The organism is Pseudomonas sp. NPDC089534 (assembly GCF_044749305.1).
GTDB classification, from domain to species: Bacteria; Pseudomonadota; Gammaproteobacteria; order Pseudomonadales; family Pseudomonadaceae; genus Aquipseudomonas; species Aquipseudomonas ekonensis.
This window is the reverse complement of sequence record NZ_JBIVHR010000022.1, coordinates 44916-67456: the sequence shown is the minus strand read 5'-3', so window position 1 is coordinate 67456 and position 22541 is coordinate 44916. Positions and strand designations below refer to the sequence as shown.

The 22541-nt window shown below is 63.4% G+C and carries 13 protein-coding genes; 11 read left to right on the top strand and 2 right to left on the bottom strand.

The window, feature by feature from the left end; translation table 11 throughout:
* Positions 1–5 precede the first annotated feature (5 nt).
* From ACIP0B_RS09550 to ACIP0B_RS09525, 6 genes are all read left to right on the top strand, one after another.
* Complete coding sequence (locus ACIP0B_RS09550; RefSeq protein ID WP_400831451.1) at positions 6–2528, top strand: CS1-pili formation C-terminal domain-containing protein; 2523 nt, start codon at positions 6–8, stop codon at positions 2526–2528.
* Between the two features lie 3 nt (positions 2529–2531).
* Positions 2532–3749: a hypothetical protein gene (locus tag ACIP0B_RS09545; protein ID WP_400831450.1), complete on the top strand. Its 1218-nt coding sequence runs from the start codon at positions 2532–2534 to the stop codon at positions 3747–3749.
* Between the two features lie 41 nt (positions 3750–3790).
* Positions 3791–4534, top strand: coding sequence for a molecular chaperone (locus tag ACIP0B_RS09540; RefSeq protein ID WP_400831448.1), 744 nt, complete (start codon positions 3791–3793; stop codon positions 4532–4534).
* A 15-nt stretch (positions 4535–4549) separates the two neighbouring features.
* Positions 4550–5050 carry a fimbrial assembly protein gene (locus tag ACIP0B_RS09535; protein ID WP_400831447.1) on the top strand — a complete coding sequence of 167 codons (501 nt, stop codon included), beginning with the start codon at positions 4550–4552 and terminating at the stop codon, positions 5048–5050.
* Positions 5051–5115: 65 nt separating this feature from the next.
* Entirely contained in the window at positions 5116–5619 is a 504-nt protein-coding gene (locus tag ACIP0B_RS09530) for a CS1 type fimbrial major subunit (protein WP_400831445.1), read from the top strand.
* Between the two features lie 44 nt (positions 5620–5663).
* Positions 5664–6905: a hypothetical protein gene (locus ACIP0B_RS09525; protein WP_400831443.1), complete on the top strand. Its 1242-nt coding sequence runs from the start codon at positions 5664–5666 to the stop codon at positions 6903–6905.
* On the opposite strand, the gene ACIP0B_RS09520 is transcribed toward ACIP0B_RS09525, so the two are convergent.
* Positions 6902–10036: a transglycosylase domain-containing protein gene (locus tag ACIP0B_RS09520; RefSeq protein ID WP_400831441.1), complete on the bottom strand. Its 3135-nt coding sequence runs from the start codon at positions 10034–10036 to the stop codon at positions 6902–6904. The two genes, ACIP0B_RS09525 and ACIP0B_RS09520, sit on opposite strands and share 4 nt — an antisense overlap.
* 144 nt (positions 10037–10180) lie before the next feature.
* Positions 10181–15094 carry an NEL-type E3 ubiquitin ligase domain-containing protein gene (locus ACIP0B_RS09515; protein WP_400831439.1) on the bottom strand — a complete coding sequence of 1638 codons (4914 nt, stop codon included), beginning with the start codon at positions 15092–15094 and terminating at the stop codon, positions 10181–10183.
* A gap of 522 nt (positions 15095–15616) precedes the next feature.
* Here ACIP0B_RS09515 and ACIP0B_RS09510 point away from each other — a divergent pair.
* From ACIP0B_RS09510 to ACIP0B_RS09490, 5 genes are all read left to right on the top strand, one after another.
* Positions 15617–17038, top strand: coding sequence for an amino acid permease (locus ACIP0B_RS09510; protein WP_400831438.1), 1422 nt, complete (start codon positions 15617–15619; stop codon positions 17036–17038).
* A 161-nt stretch (positions 17039–17199) separates the two neighbouring features.
* A complete protein-coding gene (locus ACIP0B_RS09505) occupies positions 17200–18843 on the top strand; it encodes a glycosyltransferase family 39 protein (protein WP_400831436.1) in 1644 nt (547 codons plus the stop codon).
* A gap of 123 nt (positions 18844–18966) precedes the next feature.
* Positions 18967–20472, top strand: a complete 1506-nt coding sequence (locus ACIP0B_RS09500) for a glucosyltransferase domain-containing protein (protein ID WP_400831435.1) — start codon at positions 18967–18969, stop codon at positions 20470–20472.
* Positions 20473–20586: 114 nt separating this feature from the next.
* Positions 20587–20961 (top strand): GtrA family protein, encoded by a 375-nt coding sequence (locus ACIP0B_RS09495; RefSeq protein WP_400831433.1) that lies wholly within the window; start codon positions 20587–20589, stop codon positions 20959–20961.
* Positions 20962–20996: 35 nt separating this feature from the next.
* Positions 20997–22541: a glycosyltransferase family 39 protein gene (locus ACIP0B_RS09490; RefSeq protein ID WP_400831432.1), complete on the top strand. Its 1545-nt coding sequence runs from the start codon at positions 20997–20999 to the stop codon at positions 22539–22541.

Here is a 22541-nt window from a genome sequence, read left to right as displayed (position 1 = left end):
AGTTCATGTTCCCGATGACACCCATCGCGGTTGCGTTCGCGTTGCTGTTTTGCGGCAGCGTGGCGGCGGCCCCTGTTTCCTTGGGTACGACACCTCGCGGTCTGCTGGCGCAAGCCAAGGGCTTGCCGGCGGATTTCGAGGAGCACTTTTTTGATGTGCCGCTGGCGGTCCGGGTCGAGCTCGATCAGCAACCCCTGGGCGAGGCGCTGGTGGTGCTGTCGCGCGACGACCGCATCACGCTCCTCGAATTCACCGACACCAGCGAGAACCGCTACGGCCCCGCCGAGCGGGAAAAATGGGCCGCCTACCTCAAGGCCGGCGTGCCGCTGGGGGATTGCACCGGGTCTTGCCCGGATCAGGTGCTGGCGGTGCACTACAACCTGCAGAGTTCGCTGGTCTCGATCCTGACCCGCGATGCCGAACGCGACCTCGAAGCCAAGCGTTACCACGATCAGCCCGAGGAGGGCAGCAGCGGCCTGATGCTGCGCAACCAGCTCAACCTCAACGGCGGCGAGGGCCAGGACACGGGCGGTCGCCTGGGGCTTGAGGCCAGCGGCAGCCTGGGCAACTGGAGCCAGACGTTCAACATGCAGATGGCCCGCATGGGCGGCCCGGACGACAAGCTGTACCACGCCGTGCATGAGCTCTATACCCAGCGCGAACTGCAAGGCAGTTTCTTTCGCCTGGGCTACTTCACCCCCAATTCCGAAGGCCTGACCCGCCAGCCCCGCACGTTCGGCACCAGCCCCGACACGGCGGTCGGCGTGATGTACGGCAGCTCCGACAGCCTGGCCATCAACAGCGCCATGCCCAGCGTCTACCCGATCTACGTCACGGCCAACCGCCAGGGATCGGTGGAGATCTTCCGCGACGGCTTGCTGATCAACACCCAGTCGGTGCCCGCCGGCCTGCAGACCCTCGACACCCGGCCGCTGCCCGGCGGCATCTATGAGGTGGAGGTGCGCCTGGTCGAAGACGGCCAGATCACGTCCAGCACCCAGGAGCTGGTCTACAAGCCGAACAACTGGCGCAACCTCGACGAGCGCTGGCGCTACAACCTGTTCGCCGGCGAGGAAAGCAAGCTGCTGAGCAACTGGGACCGGCAGGCCAGCGGCGATGCCACGGCCGGGGCGTCGGTCAACTACCTTGCGCACCCGCGGGTGATCCTCGGGCTGTCGGCGCGCCAGATCCGGGAAAAGCTGCAGTACGGCGCCTCCATCGACTGGACCCTGGCCGACCGCCTCAGCCTGTACGCCAACGCCTACCAGACCCAGGATCACGGCACCGGCCTGGACCTGCAGAGCCTGTACAGCTACGGGGCCGGCAGTGTGATTGTCAGCCACACCCGCAGTTGGCTGGACACCACCGACCTCTACGAGACCCTGCCCGACGGGACGCGGGTGCGCCAGCGCAACGTGTTCATCGGCCAGACCAGCAACTCGTCGCTGGCGGTCAACCACCGGGTCGACCAGCGCAACTCGCTGAATGCGCGGGTGGCCCACAGCGAAGGCAATGTCGACGGCGTGGGGCTCGACCTCGGCTGGAGCCGGCGCTCGGTGCTGTTCGGCAACGATGCCAACTGGCGCCTGTCGCTGTTCGACCGGCCGGGCAGCTACAGCAGCGGCCAGGACCGCAACCGCGGTGTAGACCTGAGCCTGAACCTGGCGATCGGCGCACCGGGGCAGCAATTGACCGGCAGCCTGGGTTCACGCACTGCCCGTGAAGGCGGGCGGGACAACAATGCCTCGCTCGGCTGGCGCAAGGACTTCCGGGACCACGTACTGCAGAACGTTTCGGTGACGGCGCTCAGCGACACCTACGGCCTGGGCCTGTCGAGCCTGGCCAATTTCCGCACCGACACGGTCAACGGCGACGGTTTCGTCCAGCGTTCCTCTTACAACAACAATTTCACCGGGGGCCTGAACCTGGACAGCACCCTGGTGGTGGGCGGGCAGAAGATGCTGATGACCAGTGAATACGAGATGCGCGGTGCGGGAATGATCGTCGATGTGGAATCGGACATCGAGGACGTCATCCTGCGGGCGGACGACCTGAGCGGCGGCGGTGCGGCGTTGAAGCCGGGGCGCAACTTCATCCCGCTGACCGCGTACCGCAACAGTTCCGTGAGCTTCGACTTCGAAGGCACCCATGTGCCGGCGGCGACCATCGCCCCGGCGCGCACCCGTTACCACCTGAACAAGGGCGGCGTGGACTACCGCCAGATCCGGGTGATGAAGACCCTGACCGTGCTCGGCCGTCTGGTGGACGGACAGGGCCGCCCGCTCAAGGGCCACCATGTGATCAACCACGCCAGCCGCGGCGTCACGGAAGTCGACGGGTTCTTCTCCATGGAAATGAACGCCGGCTCGCCGACGCTGGAAGTGCGCCGGGAAAACAACCTGCTGTGCCAGTTCCGGCTGAACGAGAAAGACCACCGCAGCGAAAACAATGTGTTGATGATCGGGGATCTGCGCTGCACGCCGGACACCCTGGCCGACGTGACGGCCACTGAGCAGAAGGCGGGTTGAGCGATGAAAGGATTGATCAGTGGCGTGTGCCTGACGGCGGCGTTGGGACTGTCTTCGGCGCAGGCGGCGAACCAGGAGATCAGGGCGAAGTTCCAGCCCGACTCTTCGCAGCCGAACAAGAATGAGTTCGTCAACCAGACGCCGAACAGCGGCTACTGCGCCACATACCCGGCGGAGTGCGAGCGCTACGGCATGTTCAGTATCCAGACGCCGATCCGGTTCGACTCCAACCGGCCGCTCCCGGTCGGCGAACCGGTGGGGGTGAGGGTTCCCGCCGACTGGCGGCAGTTGACGGTCACCCATCGGGATACCGGTGAAACCGCAACCGTCGAGGTGCGCATCAGCGGCATCGGTTCGACCTATGTGCTGAGCCAGTCGGCCGCCAGCCTGGTGGGGGTGACCGACATCCTTGAGGGGCACCAGAAGCTGTGGGGCTCCAGTTGGGTCAATGCGCCATCGCCCTGCCTGGTCAGCGGCGTCGGGGCCTACACGCCCGCCACTTACCGGTTCTTCTGGAGAACCCCTGTCCAGCAAACCTGCAGAAAACAGGCGGCCTACGGGATACCGCAGATGTCCTTCAACGGCCTCGATATCGCCTACGAACTGCGCACGCCGAATCCGCTGGGGATGTCGTCCGGCGAATACACCGGCTCGCTGACTTATACGTTGGGGCCTTCGCCCGGATTCGATGGTTTCGAAATGGGCTCGCTGGTGCCGGATGACAACGCCCTGACCCTGGACTTCGTGCTGGACGTGCAGCACACCCTCAAGGCCGAGCTGCCCCCCGGCGGCGACAAGGTCGTGATGGAGCCGGCGGGGGGATGGCAGCGCTGGCTGGAGTCGGGCCAGAAGCCTGTGGAGATATACCGTGACCAGATGTTCTTCCTGTCCGCCTCGTCGCGTTTCAAGGTGATGCTGGTTTGCCGCTGGTCCACCGGAGGGCCCTGCATCTTCGGCAACGGCCAGGGGGGGAGTTCCGAGTTTGAGGTGCGCCTCACCGTCCCGGGCGGCATCGCAGGTCCGGGCGGCGCCGATGGGTGGACGGGCACGTTGATGCACAACACGTGGATCGGGCCCTTCGAGCCCGCCCGCTACATTGACCGAAAAGCGGGTGTCCTGCGTTTTCTCGTTCCCCGTCAGGGACAGGCCATCGACCGGTTGCTCAATTACGGCGGCACGTTCCAGGGCGGCGTCACCATCATTCTGGACTCGGAAGTGTGAATTCCGGGTTCTTCCCTCCCATTCTCAAAGGATCGAAGACGATGAAGCGTCTGAGTTTGCTGTGGGTGTTCGGCGGCTTCTGCGCAGGGGCCGACGCGGGCCCGCAGATCAATGTCGGCACCGTGTACGACTATCTGGACGGCAGCCAGAGCACCTACCTGAAAAGGGTGTTCAACAGCGGCGACAGCACCGCGTTCGTCAAGGTCAACGTGCTGGAGATCATTTACGACGGCGACGGCACGCCCAGGGAAGTCCCGGTCCGGGCCGCCTCCGACGGCGCCTCGCGCAACGGGCTGATGGCCAGCCCGGCGCGCTTGATCGTTCCCGCCCAAGGGATGCAGGGCACACGCTTGCTGTACATGGGCGAGCGTGACCGCGAACGCTACTTCCGGGTGCGTTTCGTGCCGGTGGTGCCGGAGAAGGAGGACGACTTTGTGGTGTCCGGCGAGGAACGCGAGGCCTACAAGAAGACCCTGTCGGCGGGCGTCAACGTGATGACCGGGTTCGGCACGGTGTTTTTCGTGCGGCCGGCCGATGCGCGGTTCGACACGCAGCTCAACGAGACCGACGGCCGCTACGAGGTGCGCAACAACGGCAACACGGTGCTGGTGGTCGACGAGTTCAAGAGCTGCTCGCTGACCGAGGAGGCCGACTGCGGCGCCACGGTCAAGCACCACGTCATGGCCGGGCGCACCTTCGGGTTCGACAAGGAAAAGGGGCGCGAGTACCGCTTCAGGCTGGTCGAGGGCGAACGCAAGCAGGACATCAAGGTCGTGAGCCGGTGAACGCAGGGAGTGCCTATGAATAAGCGATGCGCCATCGCCCTGGCGGCGGCCGTGGCCGGTTGGCCGGGCGCCGAGGCCTGGGCGGCCCGGGAGACCCTGGAAATCGACGTGTCGGTGACGGTGCCCACCCGCGCCTTCTACGTCCTGCCTGCGGAGCCTGGCTGGATCCACCGCCAGCAGGTCCTGCCATGGAACTACCCGGACTCGACGCTGGGCGGGTTCAGCAAGAACTTCGACGTCCGGCACGACACCAGCGCCATCGAGGCGCGCCTGGAAAGCGTGCCGTACCTGTCGACGGGCAGGGCGGGGGAGGAGATCGCCCTGCGCGTGCGCTTCAACAGCGTCGAGCTGAGCGCCGATCCGGGCTTCCGCCAGGTGCTGACCAAGGCCGAGGCGGCGGCGGGCAAGCGGGTGCCGCTGGAAATCGACCCGGTCGTGCCGGCCGGCGGCTACAAGGCCGGCGACTACAGCGGCAACGTCCTGCTGCTGTTCAACGCCACGGCACCGGCAGGCTGAACGGCGCCGGCCGGTGCGCGACGCCGTCAGGGAGACGGCTTCCTTATCGATGCAAGGGAAATGACATGTCCAAGCAATTGCTCTTTGCCGCGTCCGCCGGCATTTCGGTGTCGTTGGCCGGTGCGGCGTCCGCGGCGCAGGAGAAGCGTCTCTTCGAAGTGTCCGTCGACATCCCGGCCCTGGAGTTCTATGTGATACCCAGTGAAACGGACTGGATCCACCTTCCCCAGAACCTGCCCTGGCACCTTTCCACATCGACCCTGGGCGGCCTGCGCAAGCAGTTCGACGTCAAGACCGACAGCAGCGCCATCGAGGCACGCCTGGAGAGCTTTCCCGTCCTGTCCAGCGGGCAGGACGCCCGTGACGACATCAGCCTGCTCGTCAGCTTCAACGGCACGGAGCTGAGCCACAACCCGGTTCCCCGTCAGGTGGTGTCCCGCGAGGAAGCGGTGGCGGGCAAGCGTGTGCTCCTTGAGATCACACCCAGGGCGCAGGCCGGCGGCTACAAGCCGGGCGACTACTACGGCAGCGTCAACATCATCTTCAACGCGGCGGCACCGGCGGGCTGATTGCCGCCGTGCAGAGAACCGTTTGCTCAGCAGGGAGCTGAACCATGACTTCACCGTTGAACAAGGCGAAATGGCAGATCGGCCTGTGCGGTTGGCTGCTGTCGACGGCGGCGCAGGGGCTGACCCAGGAAATCCGTGCAGTGTATATCCCTGATCCGTCCAACCCGCAGGCCAACGCGTTCGTCAACCAGACGCCGCAGAGCGGTTACTGCGCCATCATTTCCTACGATTGCAAGCCGATGTCGGGCCTGCGGATTCCGTTGCGCTTCAGCTCGGTGCAGGCGGTGGAGCCGGGTGGCTCCGGGCGCAACGGGGCCATGTTCAATTTTCCTGCGCAGTGGCGCAACCTGGTGGTCAGGCATGTGTTCACCGGGGAGACCGCGAACGTGGGGATGCGCATCGGCGGATTCGGTTCCGAGTATGTGCTGAGCGACACGGCCGCCAACCTGACCGGCGACCACGGCATCCCCAACGATGCGCACAATACCTTGTGGGGAGGCCTGGGCTGGGTCGTTGCGCCGTCGCCGTGCCGTCCGGGCGCGGTGGCGCTCGCCGGCGACGATAACTACCGCTTCTTCTGGTTCACGCCTGTCGCGGGCACCTGCGCCAAGCAGACCGCCTTCACGATTCCCTGGATGACCTACAGCTACCTGGATGTGGCCTATGAGCTGCAGACGCCGGATCCGCTGAAAATGTCGGCCGGCCTCTACACGGGCGAGCTGACCTACGGCGTGGGGCCGGGCATGGATTTCGACACCGGCGACAACCTGCTGCCCGACAACGCGTCGATCACCTTTCGCTTCGTGCTGGATGTGCAGCACGTCCTGAAGGTCGATATTCCGCCCGGCGGCAACAAGGTCGCGCTGGTGCCGCAGGGCGGCTGGATGGCCTGGCTGCAGCAGGGGCGCAAGCCGGAGCGGCTGCTGCGCGACCAGACCTTCAGCATCACGTCGTCGTCGCGGTTCAAGATGTTCTTCGAATGCCAGCACGGCGGGGTGCAGTCCTGCGGCTTGCGCGGGTCGGAAGGCGGCGATGCGCACGCGCAGGTGTTCCTGAGTGTCAGCCTGCCCGACAGCATCACGGACAGCGACGGCCGGCCGGTGCGCCGCCAGCCGCTGTCGGCCGACCCCAACGCTCCGGTGTTTCATCCGGGGCGGTTCCTGGACCGCACGCCGGGCACCCTGCATTTCGAAGTGCCGCGCAGCTATGTCGAAGGGATGCTGCAACCCGGTCAGGCCAAACGCTATGCCGGCAACGTCACGGTGATCTGGGATTCGGAGGTCTAGCGGGCCCCCGCCGTGGCTACGGTCGGCGTTTCGGCCGGGTGGCACTGGGTATTCGTCCCCGGTTGCAGGTACGGCGTCAGGATCGGCGCCATGCCTTTGAGCACCTGCACGGGCAGGGCCGAGGTGAAGGTGAAGTTCTCCGCCGAGCGCCCCGGCACGAACGCGGTCAGGGTGCCGAAATGGTTGCTGCCGATGTAGAACACGAACGTGGCGGTGCGGTTGAGCGATTTGGAGCTCAGGATGCGCCCGCCGGAGCCGATGGCTTCGATGCGGTTGTCGCCGGTGCCGGTCTTGCCGCCCATGGTCAGCGGGCTGCCGTCGGCCAGCCTGAAGCTGCCGGACACCCGTTTGGCGGTGCCCGAGTCCACCACCTGGGACAGGGCCTCGCGCATGGCCGTGGCCACTTCGGACGGCATCACCCGCTTGCCGACGTGCGGGTCGTTGACCAGGCGGGTCTCATACGGCGTGTCGGCGGCGAAGTGCAGGCTGTCGATGCGCAGGGTCGGCATGCGCACGCCGTCGTTGAGGATGGTGCCGATCAGTTCGGCCAGCGCCGCCGGACGGTCGCCCGAGCTGCCGATGGCGGTGGCCAGGGACGGCACCAGGTGGTCGAAGGGGTAGCCGACCTTCTGCCAGCGCTGGTGGATCTCCAGGAACGCCTCGATCTCCAGCATGGTGCGGATGCGGCTGTCGCGGGCGCCCTTGTGCTTGCTCTTGAACAGCCAGCTGTAGACTTCCTGGCGCTCGAACTGGCTGGCCTTGACGATCTGCCTGAAGTCGGCGTCCGGGTGGTTGAGCAGGTAGCCCATCATCCACAGGTCCAGCGGGTGCACCTTGGCGATGAAGCCCTGGTCCGGCAGGTCGTAGGTGCCGGGGCCGTAGGCCAGGTAGAGCCGTTCGAGGCGCTCGTCGGTGAGTTTCTCGGTGAGCTTGGCGCCCTTGAGGTGCGAGCGCACGAAGGTGTTGAAGTCTTCCTGGCTGGCGTTGGGCAGCAGGTAGCGGTGCACGGCGGCCATGCGGATCGGGGTCGGGCGCATGCTGTCGAGGAAGGTGTCGAGGCGCGCCTGGGTGTCCTTGTTGCGGTACTTCTTCCAGAACTTGAGCAGGAACGAGGTGCCTTCGCGGTCGGCGAAGGACGCCAGGTATTCCTGGCGCCTCGGGTCGCGGTCGTCCTTGAGCAGCTCGGCGCTGCTGTTGGGGCCGGAATAGGTGGTGTAGCGCACCAGGTCGCGCATCAGGCGGATGAACGGCAGGTTGATGGACTCGCGCAGGGCATCGCGCAGGGTCGGCATGCGGCCGTTGTCCTCCTTGCGGAAGTTGTGGAACACGTGCAGGCCGCCGCCGGTGAAGAACGCCTCGCCGGGGCTGGCCGAATACTTGCGGTCGAGGGCCGCGCCGAGCATTTTCGAGAGGTCGCGGTCCTTGTTCTCGATCAGGTAGTCCACCACCCAGCGGCTGAGGCGGTCCTGGTCGGGCACGTCGACCTTCTTCAGTTCCGGCACGCCCATGCCGGCGTACTTGTCGTGCAGCTCGGCGATGATCTGCAGGTAGGTGGTCAGCACGCGCATCTTGGCCGTGGAGCCCAGTTCCAGCTTGCTGCCTTCGTTGATGTCGAAGGGCTGGTCGGTGCTGTCGGTCTGCACCCGCACCCGCGAGCCGTCCGGGGTCAGCTCGAACAGGGTGAAGCTGTAGCGCACCTGGGTGGTGCTGGTGGGCGTGAGCAGGCGCTCGCCGATCAGGCCGATCTGCTTGGCGAACTCGGGGTCGGCGAGTTTTTTCAGGTACTCGGTGGCCTGGGTTTGAAGATCGCCTTGCAGGGTGCTGGTGGCCGACAGGTCGAGGCGGTCGAGGTCGTAGAGCGGCCGGTTGAGCATCGTGGCCAGGCGGCTGCGGGCGACGCTGATGCCTTTGTTGGTCTCGATCGGCTGGATAGTCGGCTGGGTCTGCCAGTCGCGGTAGGCCACCTTGCTGGCCAGCGCGGCTTCGGCCAGCGGGGCGTCGATCACGCCGTTCTGGCGCAGCAGGCGCAGGTGGCTGTCGGTGAGGTCGGCCAGCTCCTCGCGGCCTTTGGTCAGGTAATGGGAGGGGCGGCGCTGGGCGATCATCAGCGAGAGCATCTCGCGCAGGGCCAGGCCTTTGGCCGCCAGGGTCTTCGCGTCGGTGGCGGAACTGTTGAGCTGTTCGTTGGCCTCGGCGAAGTCGCTGCCGTACCAGACCCGCAGGCCCTCGGCCATGCCGTGCACTTCGCCGTGGCCCGGCACCGCCGACAGGGGCACGCTGTTGAGGTAGTCGCGGATGATGTTCTGCCGCGCCTCCAGGGTTTCAGGCCCGGCCTGATAGGCCCGCACGCTGGCGGAAATCATCTGGCGGATCTTCTCGGCGCCCGACACCGTCAGGCCGTCGGGCGAGTGGCGGTATTTCTCCAGTTGCGTGGCCAATGTGCTGCCGCCGGCGGACTGGCCGGGCAGGTGGAGCATCTTCGCCACCTGCGACCAGGCGGCCATGCCGAACCTGGGCCAGTCCACCGCCGGGTTGGCCAGGGGCTGTTTCGGGTCGAGCAGGAAGCGGTTCTCGATGAACAGCAGGCTGTTGACCACCACTGGCGGGATCGAGCCGAAGCTTGAGTACAGCTGCTGCGGATAGTTGTACTGGTACAGCGGCGCGGCGCGGCAGTCGGTGATCGACAGTCCGGCCTGGATCTTCTCGGAGTAGGGCACGAACAGGCCCTTGTCGGTGTAGCCGAGCAGGGCCGGCGAGAAGCGGGTCTGCTCGGTGATCACGTAGTCGCGCTTGAGCAGGCGCGGCAGGAATTCGTCGAGGGCGCTGTAGCCCAGGCGCAGGTCGAACGGCCCGTTGCCCGGATAGCGGATCGCCTCGCTGGGACCGGGCTCCAGCCTGTAGGTCAGGGAGGCCGCGTACTGGCTGACCTCACGGGACTGGAAGCGCGAGGTGCGCATTTCCTTGGTCGCCGCCAGGCCCACCACCACGGCGATGATCAGCAGTAACAGCCAGAACGCCTTCCAGCCGTGCCGGGTACGGCTGCGGGGAGGCTTTTCAGGGACAGGCGCTTGATCCACACGGTCAGTCGGAATCACGTTTTCACTCGAATCGGTCTGCAGCAAAGCGCCCATAGTCGATTGATCCATTCACGCAGATTGATCGGACTTGTCTGAAGCTTAGACGGCTGTTGGGACAGGTGAAAAATTTGTGATGAGATGAACGTGCGCATGTGCCGCCCGCCCGGGCCGACCGGGCGACACCCTTGTTGCGCAGGATTACGGGGCCGAGGAGCCGCCGTCGCTTTGCGGATCGTGCTTTTTCAGCAGTGTGCGCGTCAGTTCCCGGCGCGATTCCAGCCTTTCGTAACCCAGTTCCCGCAGCAGCGTCTCGTAGCCGGCGTCCGCCATCGCTTCGTTGCGGCGCCGGACCTCAAGCGTGTTCAGGCGCCGTTCGAAGTTTCTGTCATTGATTTCCAGCAGATCGTTGTAGGTGGCTTCGAGGTAGGTTTCCCAGAACGGTTGCTCAAGCATGGCATTGACCAGTCCGTCGCCGGCCTCCAGGGAGAGGACCGTCCGGTAGGCCTCGTTGACCGATGCGCGGCCGACGCCGGCGATCTCCCCGTGAAGCATGCGCTCGGATTGCCAGGGCAGGCCCAGGCGCCGGGAAAGACCGGTCTGATAGGCCAGATAGACTTCGACTTCCTCCGCTCTGCTCGCACGCGTCAGGACATCGGCGCGGGCGATGTCGTTCACCCGGCTCAGGCGTGCCGCCCCCTTGGCCAGCGTCACGAGCTTGCGCTCCAGTTCTTCGGCAGACGTCGAATAGGAATACGCCTGGGATGCGAGGGCCTGCACCCCCATGGTGTTGAACACTTCGGAACTGGCATCGGCACAGGTCGTGGGATTCTCGGCCGTTTCGAACAGCTGTTCGCGCAGGGGCGTATCCAGATCCATCGCATCGATCAGGTCCCAGACCCGGCGCGACAGCCGGGTGCGGGTCTCTCCCCCGGCGATGAAGTCGGCGGATTGCGTCAGGCTGTCGATGATCCTGAAAAAGCCGGTGCTGTTCGGTTCGTTCATCAGGTTGTGCCAGGCTTCCTCGCGATAGGCTCCCAGGTCATTGGAGTCGGCGTTCCACATCAATGAGTCGCTCTCCAGCGGCCATTTGGCCAAGGCATCGTCGGCCAGGGCCGCAATCGTGATCTGGCGCGGCCTGCCTGCGGCGTCGCGGTACTCGAACAGCCGCTCACGCAGGTCCGCCGACAGCCGCGATACCGAGATGCGGGCGCGGGCCACGATCCACGCTTGGGGAGAACCGGGCGTGACCTGAGGCACGGTCAGGAGCTGATTTCCGCTCAGGTCGGTGAAGAGTCCGCGGGGACGATGGCCTTTGAGCAGTCCGGCCGGCCAGTCCGTGATGGAGCTATCGCGAAGCGACAGCGTCGTGAGGTGGCGCATGTTGGTCACGTCGGGAGCCTTGAGCAACGGGTTGCGGTCCAGCCTCAGGGTCTGCAGGCGGGTCAGAAAGCCCAACTGCTCCACGGCCCTGTCCGTCAGGGCAATCGCATTGTCGGACAGGCGCAGGACCTGCAATTCCCTCATTGCGTAGACCGCTTCAGGCACCTGCGTCAGCCCGCAGTTGCGGGCGCTGAAGCGGCGCAGCCGGGGGAAGTCCTTGAGCAGGCCGCCGGAACGCTCGGAGAATCTCAAGTTGTCCAGGTTCAGCACGCCGACCTGATCCAGGTACTCCTTGATGTCAGGCAGTCGTTTCCACCACTTCTCCAGGTTGAACCCGAACGTATCCGCCGACAGGTCCAGGGAGTAGCCACTGTCGAAACGGACATTGCGCTCCTTGAACACCCTGGACTCCCGTCGGAAGCAGGCCATCAACTTGTCGGCGATGTCTTTGACATCCCTGGGCGGAATCGACGGCTCGTCAGGCAAGCTGGGGGCCATTTTCTCGCGCCAGTTGTCGAGCAGCGACTCAAGCGTGCTCAACTGGACCTCCAGGCCTTTCACCACTGCCATGGGGTCGGCCCCGGCAGGCAGGGAGCGTATGAATGTGTCGCGCTCCGCATCGGTCAATCGCGGGTATAGGTTGCGCACGCGCTGTTCCAGAGGCGTCAGCGCTCGGGTGGGGCGACGGAACCAGGACCAGATGCGCAGCATCCAGTGCGTCTCTTCGGCTGCCACGGGACGAAAGGGCGCTGTCAGCAGGGCTTTGCGGCGTTCTTCGGGCAGGGCGGTCTTATCCATGAGCCACTTGCGAAGGTACGGCCCCTGGCCTGGCTGGAGGCCCGATGGCGAGCCTTTGGGCATGGCCTGCAGAAGCGCTTCGTACAGCGTTCGGGCATCGAACAGCGGGCTGCGGTCGCCGTCGAGGACGGCGTAGCGTCCCTGGTCGTCACGCAGCAGCACGCGCCGATGACGGGCGTCCTCAGCGCCGGCGGCGCAACGCAGCGGGTTGTCGGGATGGTCGTCGCGTATTTCGATGCGCACATCCTTGAGGGCCTTGTTGCCCATCACGGTGTTCAGGGCCAGGCGCTCCGTGTCGACCGGCAGCGGACTCTCCTTGTAGAACCCTTCGTAGGCCCGGGAGAGGCGAACCTCAAATGCGCATTCACGGGCCTGGACCTTGAAGTCCAGCGGCAGGCGTCCTTCGCTGCCCAAGGCGTCCAGGGCGGCAGGCGGGGCGCCGGCGATCAACCGTTCGGCGACGGCCACGGGCAAGTCAGGGTAGCGATGCCGCAACCGCTGAACGTGCAAGTCCCGGCTCTGCTCGCGGAAACCGTAGGTGTAGTCCGCAATCCGTTGCGCACGAGGGGCAATCATCTGCGCCAGACGATCGCGCAGTGTCTGCACCCGGTCGGTTGCGGGCACGGCGGATCCGAGCAGCCCTTGCAGTTGGGCATCGTTCAGGAACCGGCTCACCGCCTCCGGCAGTTTGCCTTCCATCACCTGCGCCAGGCCGATGGACAAGGTCTGTTGCGGTCGGGCACCGGCATTGCCATAGAGGTGGAATTCACCCTCCAGGGCGGGGTTGCGATACACCTTCAAGGCGCACCCGGACGGCCACCCCGGCATCTCGGTGACCATTTGAGCAAACCAGAGCGCCGAGGGGTCGAGTGCCGCACCCGAGCGGATCTGCCGTTTCATCAGGCCGACATCCTCGAACGCCTTGAAACGCTTGAGGGTGTCGGCCAGCAGGAGCGGAGGCGGAGCGCCGTCGGCGTGCATGCGCTGCAGCGCTTCGACATCGGTGGCGCTGATCCGGCGTATGTCCTCCAGTTGCTGGGCGGTGAGCCCGTCGGTGTTGTGCCCCAGCCTGCGCATCAGCGCAGCGCTGTCCCAGGTGAGCGGGTCTTCGCCTTCGTGCCGCCATGCGCCATGGCCGTTGTGCTTGAGCGTTGGCGCGTAGGCGTCGGGGCGGGAAGGGTGTTCGACACGGTACTGGCCGCTTTGCGGATCCCATTTCACTTTCAGGTGCCGGTTCTCCAGGCGCAGCACCTGGGCTCCCCCGTGGTGGTACAGGCCTTGGGCGTCAGGTGTCAGGTCGCGGGGCAGAACCAGGTCCCGGTGCTCGTAGGGCTGAATGTCCGGGTGCCACAAACGGGTTTCGCCGTTGGGCAGGCTCACCGGAATCATGTTGTCGACCATCGCGGACAATTTGAGCTTGAACGCCCGGGCGATCGGTATGCCGGCCGCCATCGCGCCCAACTGAACGACATCGCCGACCACGCCGACAATGTGCTCCGCCCCCTCGCGCCAGATGTCTTCGGCCAGATCGACCACACTCTCGATGACGTCGCTGGTCAGTTGATAGGCCGTGTAGGCCAGCATCAGTTCGCCCAGCACCGGGACAAAGGGCGCCGCGACCATGACGGCCACATTGAGAATCGTCAGGGCGATTTTCCCGATGTTGTCCCACCACGCCCAACGTGCGTTGCTGTCCGCATCGGCGGTCGAAACGGCGATGACACGCGCGTCGTTGAGGATCTTGTCGATTTGGCGCCGGTAGAGATATTCCCAGACGGGTTGAGTGACGGGCAGCAGCCCGAACCGCAGCGCCCGCAGGTCGGGCGGCCCTTCGCGCCAGGCGGGGCGCGGGGCGTTCGGTTCCTGGCCGTAGAACTTCAGCGGCGCAAGGTACTGTTCCAGCCCGGCAAGGAAATGACCGCGCTGTTCGTGATCGACGAATTGGCTGAAGTACTGTTGATAGCTGTGGCCGTTGGACGCAAGCGTCTTGTCCTCCCTCAACTGCCAGATGAGCTCTTCGATGAAGGCGAGACCGTCCGGGTATTGCTTGAGCGGGTGGCGTGGGTCGTGGGGAACATAGGCAATCAGGGCCTGCGGAACCTGTTGCTCGGACGGTTTCGGTGCGATGACCAGAATGCCGGTGAGCCGCGTCCCCAACAGGCTCAGCTCGAAGACCTGCATCGGTTGGCCATTGAGTTCCAGGGCCGACCGGTCCGCCAGCAGGCCACGGATGAGCAGGTGGGCGTCGCGCGTGATTTCCCTTGTCGCCAAGGCCATTTGCGCAGCGGCCTTCAACGCCGCTTTCTGGCTTTTCTGTACGCCGTTCTTCAGATAGGTGTAGGCCACCGGCTCCCGGTTGAGCAGCACCTCCTTGAGATGGGTCATGTAGCGCGAGCCGATGTCCAGTTCCCGGCACACCGCCTTGAACTGATCGAGGGTGATTGCCTTGCCGAGGGGCGAAACATCGTAGAGCTCCCGGGCCGGGTCGGTTCTGATCAGAAAATCGGATCCTTGCGCGAAAGTCTCGTGAGAGGCGAAATTCTGCAGCGCCGCATCAAGTAACGAAATGGTTCTTGATCTAAACCCTCCATGGGTTGCGGCGGTATAAAGTCTTAGGTAGGTGTTTCTTGCATCGACATCGATGCGGTATTGCTCCCATAACTTTTCCTTCAGCAGCTTTTCGCCGAAAGAGCGGGCGTCCTTCAAACCGGAAAGCATTTTGTCGACGCTGTTCTGCGCGCTCCACGCTTCTACGTTGCTGCCGGCGAGGGACCGTTGAATATGGGGGCTCTTAGGGCTCATCCAGGCGGCACGCTCAGGCGTGATGTTTCGCAATGCCTGGCTGCGATGCAGTGCCATGCCGGAGAAGACTGGATCGATGCGCTTCTTTATTAATTCGTAATGTTGCCCTGAGTAACTTTTGGTTTCGCTCATTTGAAGTGCTCATGATCAAGTTAGAGCATCCAGATTAACTTTGGGACTCAGGATTAATAGTTCAAAAGTTGGTGCTTGTTTTGTTCGCGGTGCCGGGTGAATTATTGAATATTGCAATGCCGAAAATAGAGGGTTACCACCTGCGGTCGTTCTCGCAGGCGTACTTGCAGCGGTGCAGTCATCGTTGCAGGTGCCGGTGTTCGCAGGCGTGCCTGCGTATGACCCTGCGGCGTGTGCCGTGCAATACTGCGCGGCGTTCCGGCTACGACATTTTCTGCAAAAAAACAGACCATCATCTCTGCGCAGGAATGGATCGGCAGGATATGTGACTGTTTTTACCGTTTTTTAAAGCTAAAATTTCTGTGTCGGGCTTTCTATACTGCACGCCCCACCGATCCTGCGGGCCCGTCCTGCGCAACGCATCCGCCCATGAAGCGGATGCGGATCCGGGAGGCGAAGGCCCATCGGCCGACGCTTCGCCACTCGGTGGTCATATCCAAAAACAAGACGAGGATGTCATCCATGCCAGTCGGCAATCACCCGCCCCATGGCGAAACCGCTCAAGGCGGTCCGCTCAAACGCGAACTCGGCGAACGGCACATACGCCTGATGGCGCTCGGCGCCTGCATCGGCGTCGGCCTGTTTCTCGGTTCGGCCAAGGCCATCGAAATGGCCGGCCCGGCCATCATGCTGTCCTACCTCATCGGCGGCCTGGCGATCCTGGTGATCATGCGCGCCCTCGGCGAGATGGCCGTGCACAACCCGGTGGCCGGTTCGTTCAGCCGCTACGCGCAGGATTACCTCGGCCCGCTGGCGGGCTTCCTCACCGGCTGGAACTACTGGTTCCTGTGGCTGGTGACCTGCGTGGCGGAAATCACCGCCGTGGCGGTGTACATGGGCATCTGGTTCCCCGATGTGCCGCGCTGGATCTGGGCCCTGGCGGCGCTGGTCAGCATGGGGTCGATCAACCTGATCGCGGTGAAGGCCTTCGGTGAGTTCGAGTTCTGGTTCGCCCTGATCAAGATCGTCACCATCATCGCCATGGTGTTCGGCGGCATCGGCATCATCGCCTTCGGTTTCGGCAACGACGGCGTGGCCCTGGGGATCTCCAACCTGTGGAGCCACGGCGGCTTCATGCCCAACGGCGTGCAGGGCGTGCTGATGTCCCTGCAGATGGTGATGTTCGCCTACCTGGGCGTGGAGATGATCGGCCTGACCGCCGGCGAAGCGAAGAACCCGCAGAAGACCATTCCCGACGCCATCGGCTCGGTGTTCTGGCGGATCCTGCTGTTCTACGTCGGCGCGCTGTTCGTGATCCTGTCGATCTACCCGTGGAACGAAATCGGCACCCAGGGCAGCCCGTTCGTGATGACCTTCGAGCGCCTGGGCATCAAGACCGCCGCCGGCATCATCAACTTCGTGGTGATCACCGCGGCGCTGTCGTCGTGCAACGGCGGCATCTTCAGCACCGGGCGCATGCTCTACAGCCTGGCGCAGAACGGCCAGGCCCCGGCCGGCTTCGCCAAGACCTCCGGCAACGGCGTACCGCGCCGTGCCTTGCTGCTGTCGATCTTCGCCTTGCTGCTGGGCGTGCTGCTCAACTACCTGGTGCCGGAGAAAGTCTTCGTCTGGGTGACCTCCATCGCCACCTTCGGCGCGATCTGGACCTGGGTGATGATCCTGCTGGCCCAGCTCAAGTTCCGCCAAGGCCTGAGCGCCGGCGAGCGTGCCGCCCTCAAGTACAGGATGTGGCTGTACCCGGTCAGCTCCTGGTTCGCCCTGGCGTTCCTGGTGCTGGTGGTGGGCCTGATGGCGTACTTCCCGGACACCCGCGTGGCGCTGTACGTGGGGCCGGCGTTCCTGGTGCTGCTGACGGCGCTGTTCTACCTGTTCAAGCTGCAGCCGAGCGATGCGTCGCAGGGCTCGGCGCGTCCGGCGTCGTAAGCCCTGACACCTGAAACACGAAAGCCCCGGTCCTTTGGCCGGGGCTTTTGCTTTCCTGCGACGCCTTTTCTTTCCCGACCTGTTAGTTCTTACAGTGGACTGCATCGGGAAGCGCACCTAGTGTGGATCCCATCCGTCGCGCCAGCCAAAGGGAAAAGGGAATGCAAGCCTTGTGGAGGGGATTGAACAGGTCTGTTCTCGGGTCAGGGGCGGCGATCTGGCTGATCCTGGCTTTGGCCGCCGGGCTTCGGTTCTATGCCATCAGCCTTCCGTACCTGTGGACCGATGAAGCCTTCACGGCGCTGGTGAGCGTACAGTCGCCCTCGGCGATCTGGTTTCACATGGGACATGATGTCCATCCCCCGCTGTATTTCCTGATGCTTCATGTCTGGATCCTGGCGTTCGGCGACAGCGTGCTGGCGATTCGCGCCATGAGCGCCGTGGCGGGTGTCGTCGCCGTCGCGCTGGGCATCTGGCTGATGCGCCTGATCACCACCCCGAGGCTGGCGGCACTGGCGGGCCTGTTCATGGCCCTGTTGCCGATATCCGTGCGGTACGGCCAGGAGGCGCGGATGTACGCGCTGGAGGCAGTCTGGCTGCTGGGGGCGACCCTTTTTCTCGTGCATTGGCTCAGGACCGCCCGGGACCGGCATCTGGCGGGCTATGCCCTGCTCGTGACCGCCGCCCTGTACACGCACTATCTGGCGATCGTTGGCGTGCTGTCGCACTTCATCTACCTCATTGTTCTGAGGTTTCAGGCCGACAGCACGCTGCATGTCCTTTCGCGGCCCAGGCTGTGGATCGCGTACCTGGCCATCGCGCTGGCGTATGTGCCCTGGCTCTTGAGCCTGGTGGACGAGGTGTTTGTGAACACCGAGGCGTTCAAGACCGGCGGTGAGATTTTCTGGATCCCCGAGTCGACGGTCTATACGTTGCCGTCCGCCATCTGGAGATTCCTGACCCTGGACAGCAGGGCCGGACTGTACGGCCCGGTCTACCTGCTGGTGCCCGCGGGGCTTGTGGCGTCGGCGTTGTGGGTGCTGAAGGGGGATCGGAGCCGGCTGAGGTTCGGCGCGATGCTGTTCATCTACAGCTTTGTGCCGCTGCTGGCGGTGTTCCTGGCGTCTTTCGCGTTCCCGGTCTTCGTTGAGCGGTACATCGCCTTTGCGGCGATCGGGCAGGTGATGATCCTCGCTTTGGCGGTGGGCAAGGCGGCACGTCGATCGAGGGTTCTGGCGTGGTCGGCGGTCGTTCTGATCCTGGGGCTTGAGTGCGTTGGCCTGAACACGGCTTACACCCAGCAGGATGACCTGGATGATCCGCGCAACGAAGCCGCCGATCCGCTGGACCGGATCGTGGCCAGCATCCGGGAGCGCTCCGTCGAAGGCGACGCGATCATCGTCCACGGCGGCTACTGGTACTACAGCGTCGCCTACTACAGCCGGTCCGGCATCCGACCCCTGCTGTATGAACCGGCGTGGGACGCCACCACCGCCAACCGCCCCAACGGCTACGGTTCATCCACCTTGATTTTCGCCGAGCGCGACCGGTTGTTCCTGGAGGACTTGTCGGCCTTGCCGGACACCGCCAAGCGGGTGTGGTGGGTGACGTCGGACCATTCGCCGGCCTCTTCCGCACGCATTCCCCAGAATTGGCGATGCGTGCAGATCCTGGGGGACGGCGAGATCGAACTCAGGCTGTACGAGGTCTCACGCGGCGCAGCGCAAACGCTCGATGCCGAGAACAATCCCGTGCGGACGCCGCCGAAGGCGAGTGCCGCCACCGGAGGCTCCATTGGAGGGTAACCGTTAGTCTGAAAGAGGCGCCATCAACGACTTCTGACGCATCGGCGGGATCAAATCCCAAGGCAACCCCCTGCGGCGGGGATTGCCCCGGATCCACAAGCTGTAGCGGTCAGGGGCATGGACATGAAGGCGAGCGCATTTCTCGAACGAGAGCTGAGCCATCGGCAGGTCTTGCTGTTTTTCCTGTTCGCGACGTTTCTCTACGTCCTGCCCCTGATCCTCGCCGACTTCCCCTACATCGACGACAACTGGCGGGCGCTGGCCGCCGGCAATGCCTGGGCCAGGCAGGGGCGGCTGTTCGTCGACTGGCTGTACGGGGCCCTGACGTTCACCGGCGCTGCGCCGAACATTTTCCCGTTGCCGCTGCTGCTCGCCACGCTCGCGGTGTCGTGGGCCCTGACCCGGCTGACTTTCCATTACTTCCCGCAACCGACCCTGGCCGCCTGCCTGGTGCCGTTGCCGCTCTGGTACAACCCGTTCCTGCTGCAGAACCTGTCCTATCAGTACGACGGGCCGGCCACGGCGCTGAGCCTGGCGGCGGTGGTCTGGGCGATCACCTGGCGCAGCGGCTCGCGGATACAGCGGTGGCTGGTGCCGGCGGCGTTGCTGGCCGTGGCGGCCGGGCTGTATCAGATCAGCCTCAACGTGTTTCTGGGACTGTGCGCCGTGGAGCTGATCCGCGCCGTGCAGTTGCGCATGCCGTGGAGCGGCATCGGGCGCCTGCTCGGCGGGAAACTCTCGCAGTTGGGGCTGGCGGTGCTGATCTATGGCGTCACGGCCTGGCCGTTCACGGATGCCTCACGCACCGCGTTGCTGAACTGGGACGCCAGCCCGTCGCTGCAGGTCGGCATCAACATCGCACGGGTGACGGAGAAGGTCGCGCTGCTGTTCGAGGGGGGATTGCTCTGGCTGTCCCTGGCGCTGACGCTGTGTGCGCTGCTCGGCGCGGTCCGCCTGGGGCAGCGTCTGGCGGAACGTGAGGAGCCGGTCTGGAAAGCCTGGCTGCTGGGGGTGGGCTGCGTGCTGACGGTGCCGGTGTCGGCCCTGCTGGTGCCGGGCATGACGCTGATTTTCCGTGACTTCAACGAAGGGGCGCGGACCCTGATGGGGTTCGGCGTGCTGCTGACGCTGCTGGCCTATCTGGCGTACCTGGGGCTGACGCCGCTGCACCGGCGGCTGCCGCTGCTGCTGGCGGTTGCGCTGCTGGCGCCGCTGTCGCTGTCGTTCGCCTATGGCCGGGTGCTGACGATGCAGAAGACCTTCGCCGACAACGCGCTGTACAGCCTCAGCCGGGACATCGCCTCCCGCCCGGCGCTGCGCGAAGCCAGGCGGATCTACCTGTCGGTGACCTGGTCCGACCGTTGGCTGGCCGCTGCCGGCGGCACGTTCCGCCAGTTGCCGGTGCTGCGTTACCTGCTCAACGTCGATTTCTACATGCTCGCCGAGAACCTGCCGTCGGCCGGCATCACCAACGTCGTCGCCGAGCGCGAGCGGCGCAATGCCACCCACGTCGGCTATCTGGAGTATCCGCCGTTGGTGGACAGCCTGTATTACCGGATCTACCTGATCGGCGACTACGGCTTCATCGTCATCAAAGAGCCGCCCCATGGCCGTTCCGTCCGCTGGTGAAACAGCCCGCTCATCCGAAACAGGCGCTGACCTGTAATTTCTGACAGTAGACCGCCGTTGCACCCGTGCCCTAGCGTGGGGGCCTGTCACGGGCATTCACAGCAGGGAGCGGCAATGAAGTTATTGTGGAAAGGAGTCTGGGCACATGCCGTCATCGGATTCACCAGTTCCCTGATTCACTGGCAGGTCTTTTTTGTCCTGGCTTCCACCACCTCTCTTGATCAGGCGGCGAGCAACTTTGCGGCCTTCTGCGTGGCCGCGTCCTATTCGTTCTACATGAATGCGCTTTATACGTTCGAGAGCAGTACGTCGGTGGGGGCGTATCTGGCTTTTATCGGCGGGATGGCGGGTATGAGCTACGGCATCGGTTATTTTGCCGACAGTCAGAATCTGCCTGGGCTTATGACCTTGGGAGTGTTTACGTTCTTCAACCTGGTCTTCGGCTTCTGTCTGTACAGGTTTGTTCTGTTCGGAGTGGCGGAGGAATGAGAGGAGTTTGGAAACCTTCCGAGAAGCACTTCGGCGTGCTGCTTCTTCTTGTCCTGTTGCTTGCGATTTGCATACGTTCCTATGGGCTGGGACGACCGTATGTTTGGGGCGATGAAGCATTTAGCATTCGTATGAGTTTGCTGCCTTTCGAAGAGATAGGCGTTTTTGCCAGTCATGATGTCCATCCTCCGCTTTATTACTATTTATTGCATGTCTGGATGGGAGTTTGGGGGAGTGGGGCGATTGCAGTCCGTGCGCTCAGTGTGCTGTTAGGAAGTCTTGCCGTTGTTGGGTGTGCCATGGTTGTAAAGGAACTCTCTGACTGGAGGCAAGGTTTATGGTGTGGTGTATTGATCGCCTTTTTGCCTGTTGCTGTTCGTTATAGTCAAGAGGCAAGAATGTATGCGTTGTTTTTGTTCTTTGTTGTGGCTTCCTTGTTTATGCTGATTCGATGGGTGAAAGACCCTGGCAGCAACAGTTATTTGAGTGCGTATGCTTTGTTTGTCGTGTGTTTGCTGTATACACATTATTTTGCGGTATTCGTCATTTTTTCTCACTGGGCTTACCTGGTGTGGCTGGTTGTCGCCGGTGGAGGAAAGGAGAACTACTTTCTTCGCAGAAGTTGGTGGTTGGCCAATGGTGTCATCGTCCTGATGTTTATTCCTTGGCTTATTGTCATGGTTTGCTTGTTCAGCGCTTTTGATGTGACCGGTTCCACTGGCGCTTTTAATTGGGTGCCCACGGTGACGCTCGAGTCTTTTCCGTCCTTGCTCTGGAGCTTCCTGATTCTGAATGACGGACAGGGCTTGAAGTTTTGGCTGTTCTGGGGATTGCCATTGGTGATGCTGCTTTTGTCAGTGGTCGCAGTGTGCCGTGATGCGAGTGAACTGAAGGTCGGTGCCTTGTTTGTATTGCATTTGTTTGTGCCGATCGTGACGGTTATCTTGCTTTCTTTTTTTGTGCCGATGTGGGTTGTGAGATACCTGGCTTTCAGCGCGGTCGCTGTTCCCGTTGTCGTTGTCGTTTCGATATTTGCTTTGGGTGCGGGCGGTAGGGTTTCAATTTTACTTTTGCTTGTTATTGTCCAACTGCCGGGGGTGTATTTTGTCTACCAGCAGAAGGATGATTTTAATTATTCACGGAATGCCGTTGAGTTCCCTTTGCAACAAATAGCGAGTGTTGTCGGAGCAAAGTCAAGTGGCGGCGATAAAATTGTCGTTGAGGGGGGTGTTTGGTATTACAGTTTGATGTTTTATGGTTTGCCGGATCAGCAGACTTTGCTGTACGAGAGCGATTGGAAACAAAACGCATCTTCACGTCCTAAAGGTTATGGTTCGCTGTCCTTGCTGGAACCGGTTCGGAAGAGAGTGTTTCTGTATGATCCTGAAAAGCTTTCGGACGCTGCGGAAAATATTTGGTGGATTACCAGCAGATCAGATATGAGTGCCCTGAATTTGCCTGCCAGATGGACTCAGGTCGATGCATGGGTGTTTGGGAAAATGCATGTCCTGTTGTTCAGGGTGAATGCCCCACCGTTTGAACTGCGCCAACCGGCAACACAAGTTGGCGCAAACCGCTGA